Annotated in this window: 8 protein-coding genes; 1 reads left to right on the forward strand and 7 read right to left on the reverse strand. The window is 47.7% G+C overall.

Annotation, left to right across the window (positions count from 1 at the left end; translation table 11 throughout):
- The coding region (locus tag ACOJTG_RS23930; protein ID WP_420156118.1) for a DnaJ C-terminal domain-containing protein at nt 1-519 on the forward strand (519 nt) is incomplete at its 5' end.
- A gap of 117 nt (nt 520-636) precedes the next feature.
- Here the strand turns inward: ACOJTG_RS23930 and ACOJTG_RS23935 are convergent.
- From ACOJTG_RS23935 to secA, 7 genes are all read right to left on the reverse strand, one after another.
- Nucleotides 637-1,269, reverse strand: a complete 633-nt coding sequence (locus ACOJTG_RS23935; protein ID WP_420156119.1) for a nitroreductase family protein — start codon at nt 1,267-1,269, stop codon at nt 637-639.
- Nucleotides 1,270-1,738: 469 nt separating this feature from the next.
- Nucleotides 1,739-3,937, reverse strand: a complete 2,199-nt coding sequence (locus tag ACOJTG_RS23940) for an alpha-galactosidase (protein ID WP_420156120.1) — start codon at nt 3,935-3,937, stop codon at nt 1,739-1,741.
- A gap of 124 nt (nt 3,938-4,061) precedes the next feature.
- Complete coding sequence (locus tag ACOJTG_RS23945) at nt 4,062-4,760, reverse strand: lipocalin family protein (protein ID WP_420156121.1); 699 nt, start codon at nt 4,758-4,760, stop codon at nt 4,062-4,064.
- Nucleotides 4,757-4,921 carry a DUF2256 domain-containing protein gene (locus ACOJTG_RS23950; RefSeq protein ID WP_420156122.1) on the reverse strand — a complete coding sequence of 55 codons (165 nt, stop codon included), beginning with the start codon at nt 4,919-4,921 and terminating at the stop codon, nt 4,757-4,759. The genes ACOJTG_RS23945 and ACOJTG_RS23950 overlap by 4 nt, the downstream gene beginning before the upstream one ends.
- Before the next feature lie 45 nt (nt 4,922-4,966).
- Entirely contained in the window at nt 4,967-6,196 is a 1,230-nt protein-coding gene (locus ACOJTG_RS23955; protein ID WP_420156123.1) for a hypothetical protein, read from the reverse strand.
- A gap of 91 nt (nt 6,197-6,287) precedes the next feature.
- Entirely contained in the window at nt 6,288-6,785 is a 498-nt protein-coding gene (locus tag ACOJTG_RS23960) for a DinB family protein (protein ID WP_420156124.1), read from the reverse strand.
- 261 nt (nt 6,786-7,046) lie between these two features.
- The coding region (gene secA / locus ACOJTG_RS23965; protein ID WP_420156125.1) for a preprotein translocase subunit SecA at nt 7,047-10,376 on the reverse strand (3,330 nt) is incomplete at its 5' end.

A 10,376-nucleotide genomic window follows, 5' to 3' on the forward strand; every position in this document is an offset into this window, starting at 1 on the left:
GTGTGTATGGGCGAAGGCCGTACGCTGGCCGAAGAGGTAATCTCGATCAAAATTCCGGCGGGCGTAGCGGAAGGCATGCAACTGTCGATGGGCGGCAAGGGTAACGTGCCGCCCCGGGGTGGTATTCCCGGCGATCTGCTCATTGTAGTAGAGGAAGAAGAGAATGCCGACCTGAAACGCGACGGAAACAACGTCGTTCATGAGTTGTACGTCAACTTTGTAGACGCGGCACTGGGTACCTCCCTGGAAGTACCAACGATTGAAGGCCGGGCCAAAATTACTCTGGAACCCGGTACGCAAAGCGGTAAGATCTTACGGATGAAGGGCAAGGGTATTCCCCAGCTGAACAGCTACGGCAGGGGTGACCAGTTGATTTACGTAAACGTCTGGACGCCCCGCGTACTCTCCGCGGAAGAACGAGGCATATTGGAGCGACTGCGGACTTCGCCGAACTTCCAGCCCCGTCCAACGAAAAATGATAAATCGTTCTTCGAAAAAATGAAGGACTTCTTCAGTTAAAAAAGAGAGGCGTTTCCAGAATCTGGAAACGCCTCTCTTTTTTATTGGTTGTTGGTTATTCGTTGTTCGTTGGCTTTCGTAATTCTGTATTAGAAACTAACAACTATCAACCATAAACTAATTCAATTCCGTAATAAACTGATCTTTCGGCTTGCGTACTTTCTTCATCGGAGCCAGCCAATCGCCTGATTCGTCGCGGTAGCCCAGGGGCAATAAGGTTACACTGCGTAAGCCTTTTTCTTTCAGATTCAGTAACTCATCCAACGCAGCGGCGTTGAAGCCTTCCATCGGTGTCGCATCTACGCGTTGCTCAGCGGCAGCAGCGATGGCAATACCAAAAGCGATATACGCCTGACGGGCAGCTGCCTGAAAGTTCTCTTCGGCGGTCTTAGCTCCGTATACGGATAATAACATGTTTTTGTAGCTGTCCATCCGATCGTCGGGCAAGCCGCGTTCGCGAGTTGTATGCAGAAACATGTCCTTGATGCGTTGAGCATCCAGGTCATCCCAGGCCGCAAAAACCAGTACGTGCGAAGCATCCACAATCTGGCTTTGGTGGTTAGCAATCGGCAGGATCTGCTCTTTCAAAGCCTGGTTCGTGATGACCAATATTTCAAACGGCTGCAAACCCGAAGACGTCGGAGCCAGACGGGCCGCTTCCAGAATAATGTCAACCTTTTCCTGAGGAACGGGTACGCCGTTCATTTTTTTGGTAGCGTAACGCCACTCTAAATCACTGATGAGACTCATAAAAATATTTTGTTAAAGACGATTCGATTCAGGTATAGTCTCCACGGCTTTTACAAGGCTCGTACAAACATATATGTATATACATGTAAATTAAAATAGTTGTGAAATAGTTTACGGGATCGGAAAAATATTTCACAGGGAATACAAATTATAGTTTTAATACTCTGATTTTCAGATATTAATTTAAAAATAATCTCCCTTACTGGTGCAGGTTTCTAAACCTGTACCTACAATCCGGCAAGTTCTTAACTGCCTTCAACTTTTAACAAACAAGGAAAATACGGCAGTTGGAAACTGCCCGAAGATGGGTACAGGTTCGGAAACCTGCACCCGTTACTTATTTTACCACAGAAGCCAAACCCCGAAGGGGTTCAATGTGATTAACCCCGTATGAAATGCGGGGAACATCCCCTCATAAAAAAGAGGCTATCTCCAAGGAGATAGCCTCTTTTACTGATCATTACACGACTTATTTCACCTCCGTCAGCTCAATAATAACGCTGGTACGATTCAGATTAACAGCAGGATTAAAGCCTGCTGTCATCAAAAAATCGCCCGTGTAAACGGCCTCTTTCGTAATTTTTGATTGCGTGCCGGGGTATAAGTTGATCTCCTTCAAGGCGTACTTCTTCTTCGGATCAAGTCCTTTTAAGGGTAGTGCCCGACCAGAACCCGCTCCAAACCGACTACTCACCATGTAGTTGAACCATACCGAACGACTCTTGTCTCCATTCACGAACATGAGCGAAGCAAAGTCATTTTCGCGAGGGTTCACCATCCGGTACAGGTCGCCGTGCCAAACCACATCGCTGATGGAGCGGTACGTTGCTACGGACTGCTGGCTGAATTGCAAGTCTTTTTCGTCGAGCTTGCTTACTACAATATCATAGCCCATTTTACCCATCATGGCCACATCCGTACGGTACTTGAGGGGTTGTTTGCCCCAGTCGGTGACGTGGTCACAGTGAGCGATCGTCGGATAGAAATACGAGTACTCCCATTGCATGAAGATGCGTTCCAGCGGATCGGTATTATCACTCGGCCAGAATTCGGTGAAGTATTTCAGGGCTTCGTAATCCACACGCCCACCGCCCCCTGAGCAAAGCATCATCGGCACTTTCGGATACTTGGCCCGTACGCGTTCGAGTACTTTGTAAAGTCCAAGTACGTAATCCACGTACAGCTTCGATTCCGCTTGCTTGGTACTCTTCAGATACTCCGAATGAGCATTATAGATTACCGCATTACAGTCCCACTTGATGAACGCCAGATCCGGATTCTTTGTAAACAGATCATCCAGGATGCCAAAAACAAAGTCCTGTACTTTCGGATTCGACAAGTCCAGTACCAGCTGATTACGGAAATAATGTTCCGGACGAGCGGGCTGTTTGATCACCCATTCCGGGTGTTTCTCGTACAATTCACTTTTGGGATTCACCATTTCCGGCTCTACCCAAATTCCGAACTTCACTCCCGCTTTCTGGGCTTCTTTAACGAGATAACCAATCCCATGCGGCAATTTTTTAACGTTTTCTTTCCAGTCGCCCAAGCCCGCATTATCTCCGTTTCGGGGATACTTGTTAGCAAACCAGCCATCATCAAGCAGGAATAAATCGACACCAAGTTTCTTACCGTCCGCAAATAAGCCCGTTAGTTTCTGCTCGTTGAAATCGAAATACGTAGCTTCCCAGTTGTTCAGAAGCGTCAGACGGGAGCCTTCTCCGTCGAGAATCCGGTACTTGCGGGCCCAGCGGTGCAGATTGCGGCTGGCCTCGCCTTTCCCGTGATCCGAGTAGGTATAGATAAACGAAGGCGTTTTAAATTCCTGCCCCGCCGCTAGCGGATACTCCGACGCGTGTGGGTTGATGCCCGCAATCAGACGAAGGTTATTGTACGTATCCGTTTCAAAGTCAATCTTGAAATTCCCCGACCATCCCAGCGTTCCAAGTAGTACTTTGCCCTCTTCTTCCGAAGCAGGTTTGTCGAAGGAAAGCATAAAGGTAGGCGGTTGAAACAGGTTCGCTCGGGTACCCAGTTTGGAATCCAACGAAAGGATACCAGCTTTTAACTGCGTTTCTTCCGGATTCATTTCGTGAGCCCAGCCCCCGTGGTAATGCGTCAGGTGAAACTGCTTACCCACGAAGTACAGGTTCGCCGAAGCGTATTTATGCAGGATAATCGTACCCATTTCCTGATTACGAATGGTACTCCATTGCTCCACTACATTTTCCTTGGCGTAGGTTTTGTAATACAGCGTGACCTCAACCGCGTACGCCGGATCTTTCAGCACTACAGTCGTCAGGCTTACATTATCGTCCTGCTTTTGCGTCTGGTGGCTTTGGTACTGTAATTCAAGCGAGGTATTGCCATCGGCGTGCGTAATGCGAATAGCGGGCTCGCACAAACTCCAGGAGCCACTCGGCGTATAGGCTGAGTTAGAAATACCTGCATTTTCGTCCTGCTGGCGACTTTCCTTGAGGATGGAGCCGTATTCAGCGGTTTGCTGCAGGCGAGGACCGAAATAGCTAATTCCTACTCGCTTATTGGCATCCGTTTGCAATACCAGTGCATTTTGCTGCGTTTCGATGGGAATAACTTGTCCGTATAGAATAGAGGTGGTCAGCAGGGAGACGAAAAGCGTACACTGCGTAGTAAAGCGGTTAGACATGGATGAGCGTTGACTAATGAACGCATAAAATTAACAGAAGAAACGAATGAGCGGATAGAAAAAAAGACAGCCCTGCTGGACTGTCTCGAATTGAATTGGAAAATGATAAAATCCCATTAAAAGCTTATTTCACGCAATTGACTTTTTTCAGCGAAAGGCCATTTGTAAAGGTAATGTCCTTATGATTTTGAAAAACTACTTTACCTTCTTTATCATGGACTGGGCCAAAACCTTCCACCAACGTATCCCCTTTTTTGATGAAAACCACTTCGCGTACAGAAGAGCGACCCTCGGAATTAAAGGTATATTCGGCTAAAAGCGTATCCCCCTTCATTTTTCCCTGAATACTACCACGATTCGCGTCCTTTTCGTGAAGTTGGTACGTTAGATCACCCGTTACCCGTGGACGCGTTGCCGTCAGGTGCAGAAAAACGGTATCCTGATTCATGGTATACGCATAACAGGCTTCTTCATCCTGATCACTGGCGTTCATCGCTGACGTTTTAGTAAAGGTGAGTTCCCGACCGTCCTCGTCTTCTACAACTAGGGTGTTGTCTTTCAGGGAAAGAATCTTAAAGCTGTTCGTATACGGTTCTTCTGATTTTGTACCGTGCAAAACCAGATTACTGCCTACCTGTTCCCAGGTTTTATATTGAACGCCCTTAACGGGCAAAGCTGTAGCGATTCCTTCTTTATCCAATACAAAGCCCCAAGCCTCGGGATTCTGGCCACTCGTCATCCACTTACCCACCAGCGAGTCGGCGTCTTTATTTTTACAAGCTATAAAACTGACTAGTAATAAAACATAGATGAAAGGTTTCATACGTTTTCAGACTTGGGTTTAATGGTTGATTTATTCATTCGGCATTTGTCACTGCAATACACGACCTCTTCCCAATTCCGTTCCCATTTCTTCCGCCAGCTAAACGGTAACTGACAAACCGGACAGATTTTTGTGGGTAGATAAGGCTTGCGATGTGACATATAATTGAACTATGGAATCGCAGAAAATCTAAATAAACTGTACCACTACCGGTTGTAAGGATATTCATTAATCCAATGGAACCCGCGACCTGTTAACGTATACTCCTCAACTTTTCTACGACGAAAGCTGGCCTGCAAAGGCTTGCCTTCCCATTCACCTCTGAGCTGAAATGTATCTTTTGCCCAAACGTAGTTCAGCGTGTACCGCTGCGTTGAATCATGCATATTAGTAAAGCGAATGGTTTTCTTCTGCTCATCGATTTTGGTGTTATAGTATTCCTGTTTGTTGTTCATGCGTAATAAAATTCCGTAACTATTCTCAATCAGCAGCTTCTGCCAGCGAATACTATCCGTGGTAAGAGGCGGCAGCGTATCGGTACCCAGAACAAAGGTTTCGGCTTTGTAGGTGCCCCGCAACGCAATATCAGCATCAGGAAAGGGCTTGAAGCTAGCACTGGTTTTCATGATTAGAAACAAGATCACCAGCGTTTTACCAATCGTGTGCGTGAGACGTTGCCCCTTCCCGGATAAAGTCAGTGACGACTGATTCAACTGAGCGGGCTGTTGTAGGAGAAACAGTCGCACCAGGGCAGGAATATCTGGTGCCAATACGAAGAAAGCCAACAAGAGTAGATAACTCGAAAATAACTTGACCGGAATATCATAGGCAAAATTCAGCATGACAACATTGGTCATCACGGCCACAATCAGCAGAGCTCCCAGGGTCTTGGTTCGTCGGAAAAAGAGCAGTAGCCCTCCGAGTACTTCGCCTAATCCTCCAAAAACGGCGTACGCTTTCGACAATCCCATCATTACCCAGATGATGCCCATCGGTGAAGAATTGCCATAGGTTTGCTCCAGCGAAAGGAGTGGCGGCGAAATAAATTGGCCTTCAAATACTTTAGCAAACCCGTAAAAGAGCATAAAGTACGCCAGGTAATAGCGAACAAAGGTTTGCGTAAGTACGTAAAACAACGTGTAGTTTCGGCGGGGACCAACCACTGCCGCCAGCAGGACTGCCATGCCCAGGCAAAACAAACTGAGTACAAACAGGTACGCGTAGGAAAAAGAGGTATCGCCACTGCCCGTATTCCATATTTTCTTGGCACTCTCCAGATGTATTACCTGTTGGCCTACCCATTCCGTCAACTCAATAATTGCCTCCATATCGGTGAGCGGGAGCGTATACAGAATGGTATAGAGGGCAACGAACCAAAGGGCGGTACGACGCAGGTAATGCCAACGGATCGGCTGGCTGGCTGGCAGGTGATTCATCAGGTAAGAGGTTAGGTACGCAAGAATGCTGATACTCACCAAAGATTTCCCCTGAAACGAAGAAAACCAACCCAAAGGCTGGTTTTCTTCGTTAGAAATTCATCTCATCCGCACTGGGCCCGTAACTACCCGGAATCGGTATGTTCAGCAGACGTAGGAACACCCCTAGCTGAGCTCGATGGTGGACGATCTGGTTGTGAGCCATACGGATGACTTCGTGTCTGGGCCGGATACTGTAGATGGTTTCACCGTCCCGCAACGTCCAGGGTTCGTTGAGAATACGTTCGTTTTTTGGAATTAACTGTGTCTTCCCATTTTCCAGGCTTTTTTCGAAAAACTCCATAAGATCTGCATTCGTATTAATCTCCTGTTTCTGATAAGGATTGGAAGCAAAGTCCAGTTCATCCGTCGTTAATGTCATCGTCACCCAGGTAGGTAGTTCGGCGATATGCGTTGCCAGAGTCCGCATTTTCATACTACGTTCGTGCGGAGCCCAGTCCAATTTATCATCGGGTACACGGGATAACATCTTACGGGTCGTTTGAGCTTCCTGCTCCATTTCTCTTAAAAACATCGGAATCAGTTCCATCGTCTCAGCTGGTTTATTGTTCGGATGTAAAAGTAGAAGGGCTCCATGACAGCCCTATGTCAGCAGGAATTAGGAAATTTTAGTTTGTATGGGGAAAAAGCAGGTGTAGCCTATCCATCAGATGGTTTGTAGGAAAATATTAGTATAACCTGCCCCGCTACCATTACCGGGTTTTATGGCATAAGAACAAAAACGTAAAAAGGCCAGCCTCTACCAGAGACTGACCTTTTTACCAAAAATGAAAAGTGATAGCTAACGATACTAATCAATCAGTACGCATACGCCACGTTTCACATCTTCTTCTACTTTCTTGAACTTCACGTCCCGCTCTACGCGGCCATCCATGTACTGAACCGATACCCGTTGGTTAGGTTCAATCTTCTGAACACGAATGGGTTGCTGACGAGGCCGTTCTATCGAAGGAGCAATTTCTTCAAGCTCTTCTACGCTCGGTCCACTTCCACCCGTCAGTCCCGATACATCGTCTTTACTCGTTTGTAACTGGGGCTGTGGTTCAGGGCGACGCGGCGGCTGAGGTACCTGTGGCTGATCAACGAACAGCTCAGGCACGTCATAACGCATGAGCAACTGAACAATGTCAAAGTTGACTTTATTGATGAACTGCTTGAACAGATCAATCGATTCGAACTTATAAATCAGCAAGGGATCTTTTTGCTCAAATACGGCATTCTGTACCGACTGTTTCAGGTCATCCATATCGCGAAGGTGTTCTTTCCATTCCTGGTCGATCACCGTCAGAGCGATATTCTTTTCAATTTCACGGGTTACTTCCCGGCCTTCAGAGTTCAGTGCTTTCAGGAAATTCACCTGGAAGCCCATCACGTGCTCTCCATCAGTAAAGGGCAGTCCAATGACCGATTGCTCGTTCACATTACCCTGGTTGGCTTCGAACAGATCCTGGAAGAACGTACGCATCCGTTGAGCAATATCCGCACCTTTCGCCTGATAATGAGTTTCGGCCGCAGTATGTAACTGGTGTGTACGTTGCTCAGGCTTCATCCGCAGGAATTCATCCCGAGTGAAGGGTAACTGAATAGCCAGCGTCTCAATCACCCGCAATTCAAGTTCTTCGAAGCTTGGGTTATTGTTAACCAGTTCTTCGCAAACGTCGTAGGTAATATTGGCAATATCCAGAGCCAGACGGTCCCCAAACAACGCATTTTTTCGGCGTTTGTAAATGGCTTCCCGCTGGTAGTTCATCACGTCATCGTATTCCAACAGACGCTTCCGGATACCGAAGTTATTTTCCTCTACTTTCTTCTGAGCCCGCTCAATCGATGATGTAATCATCGAGTGCTGGATTACCTCTCCTTCTTCCATACCCATCCGGTCCATTACCTTGGCAATCCGCTCAGAACCGAACAGACGCATCAGGTTATCTTCCAGCGATACGAAGAATTGAGACGATCCGGGATCACCCTGACGACCCGCCCGACCGCGTAACTGACGGTCAACCCGCCGCGACTCGTGACGTTCCGTACCGATAATCGCTAAACCGCCGGATGTTTTCGATTCGGGCGTCAGCTTAATATCCGTACCCCGACCAGCCATGTTGGTCGCGATGGTTACGTTACGGGAGTGACCCGCGGAAGCCACAATTTCGGCCTCGCGTTGGTGTTGCTTGGCGTTCAATACTTGGTGCTGAATACCCCGCATCCGCAGCAAACGGCTCAGGATTTCCGAGTTTTCAACTGAGGTTGTACCCACCAGTACCGGACGGCCGGCTTTCACCAGCTCATCGATTTCCTGAACAACGGCATTGTATTTCTCACGAACAGTTTTGTATACCTTATCCTCTTCGTCCTTCCGAACAATCTTCAGGTTGGTTGGGATGGCTACTACATCGAGTTTGTAAATCTGCCAGAACTCACCCGCTTCCGTTTCGGCTGTACCGGTCATACCCGAAAGTTTGTGGTACATCCGGAAGTAGTTTTGCAGCGTAACCGTCGCGTAGGTTTGCGTGGCGTCTTCCACTTTAACGCGTTCCTTAGCTTCAATGGCCTGGTGCAGACCGTCCGAGTAGCGACGCCCTTCCATAATCCGGCCCGTCTGCTCATCGACGATCTTGATCTTTCCATCCATGATCACGTATTCCACGTCAATTTCAAAAAGCGTATGAGCCTTCAGCAATTGATTAACCGTGTGAATCCGTTGGGTCTTAATGGAATAATCGCGGATAATCTCGTCTTTCTTGTGAATTTTATCTGCTTCAGAAAGATCTGATTTTTCAACTTGATTCAGGACTACCGACAAATCCGGCAGAATGAAGAAATTAGGATCTTCGTTCTTCGTGGTCATCACGTCGATACCCTTCTCCGTCAGTTCTACGGAGTTATTTTTCTCTTCAATGACGAAATACAAGGGAGCATCGGCTTCGGGCATTCGTTTGCCTTGTTCCTGCAAGTAGTCATTTTCAGTGGCCCGCATGATGGCCTGATTGCCCTGCTCACTGAGGTATTTGATCAGCGGCTTGTATTTTGGCAATCCCCGGTGTGCCCGAAACAGAGCCAGTCCACCCTCTTTCGTATTACCCGCAGCGATCAACCGGCGAGCTTCCGTCAGAAAGCCCTGTACGAGTTTTTGCTGCTCATCCACCAGACGCTCGATCCGGGGATTTAACATTTCAAATTCCTGTACGTCATTGTCTTTCACCATCGGCCCACTGATGATCAAGGGGGTACGGGCGTCGTCAATCAATACAGAATCGACCTCATCGACCATGGCGTAATGGTGTTTCCGCTGCACCAGTTCTTCGGGTGTGCGAGCCATGTTATCGCGGAGGTAATCGAAACCAAATTCGTTGTTGGTACCGTAGGTGATATCAGCCTGATACGCCTGCCGACGCGAATGCGTGTTGGGCTCGTGCCGGTCGATACAGTCTACGTTCATCCCGTGAAACTCAAACAGTGGAGCATTCCACTCGGAGTCACGTTTGGCCAGGTAATCGTTGACCGTTACAATGTGTACGCCTTTTCCGCCTAGGGCATTTAGGAAAGCGGGTAACGTTGATACCAGCGTTTTACCTTCCCCGGTAGCCATCTCGGAAATTTTACCCTGATGCAGTACCACCCCACCAATCAGCTGCACATCGTAGTGCACCATGTTCCAGGTGATGGGCTGACCCATGACATTCCAAGTATTTTTCCAGATCGCTTTGTCTCCGTCAATAATGACGTTCGATTTTCTGGAAGCTACAAAACGGTCATGTAGGTTAGCCGTAACTACCAACTGACCATTTTCGGTATAGCGACGACCCGTTTCTTTCACAATCGCGAAAGCCCGGGGCAGGATTTCAAGTAATACATCCTCCAACTTCTGATCCGACTGTACTTCGAGGGCATCAATCTGCTTGAAGAGCGAATCTTTTTCATTGATGTCCATATCCGGATTCGCATCGATACGCTGACGAATCGCTTCGGATTGTTGATCAATGGGAGCAAGCCTTTCCTTGATGACTGCCTTCAAATCAGCCGTTTGCTGACGAAGTTCGTCATCCGAAAGATCTTTTAATTTGGCAAATTCGGTATTGACTTTTCCGACGTAAGGATAGAGTTCTTTTAAATCCCGATC

It is taken from the genome of Siphonobacter sp. (genome assembly GCF_048595215.1).
Classification (GTDB): domain Bacteria; phylum Bacteroidota; class Bacteroidia; order Cytophagales; family Spirosomataceae; genus Siphonobacter.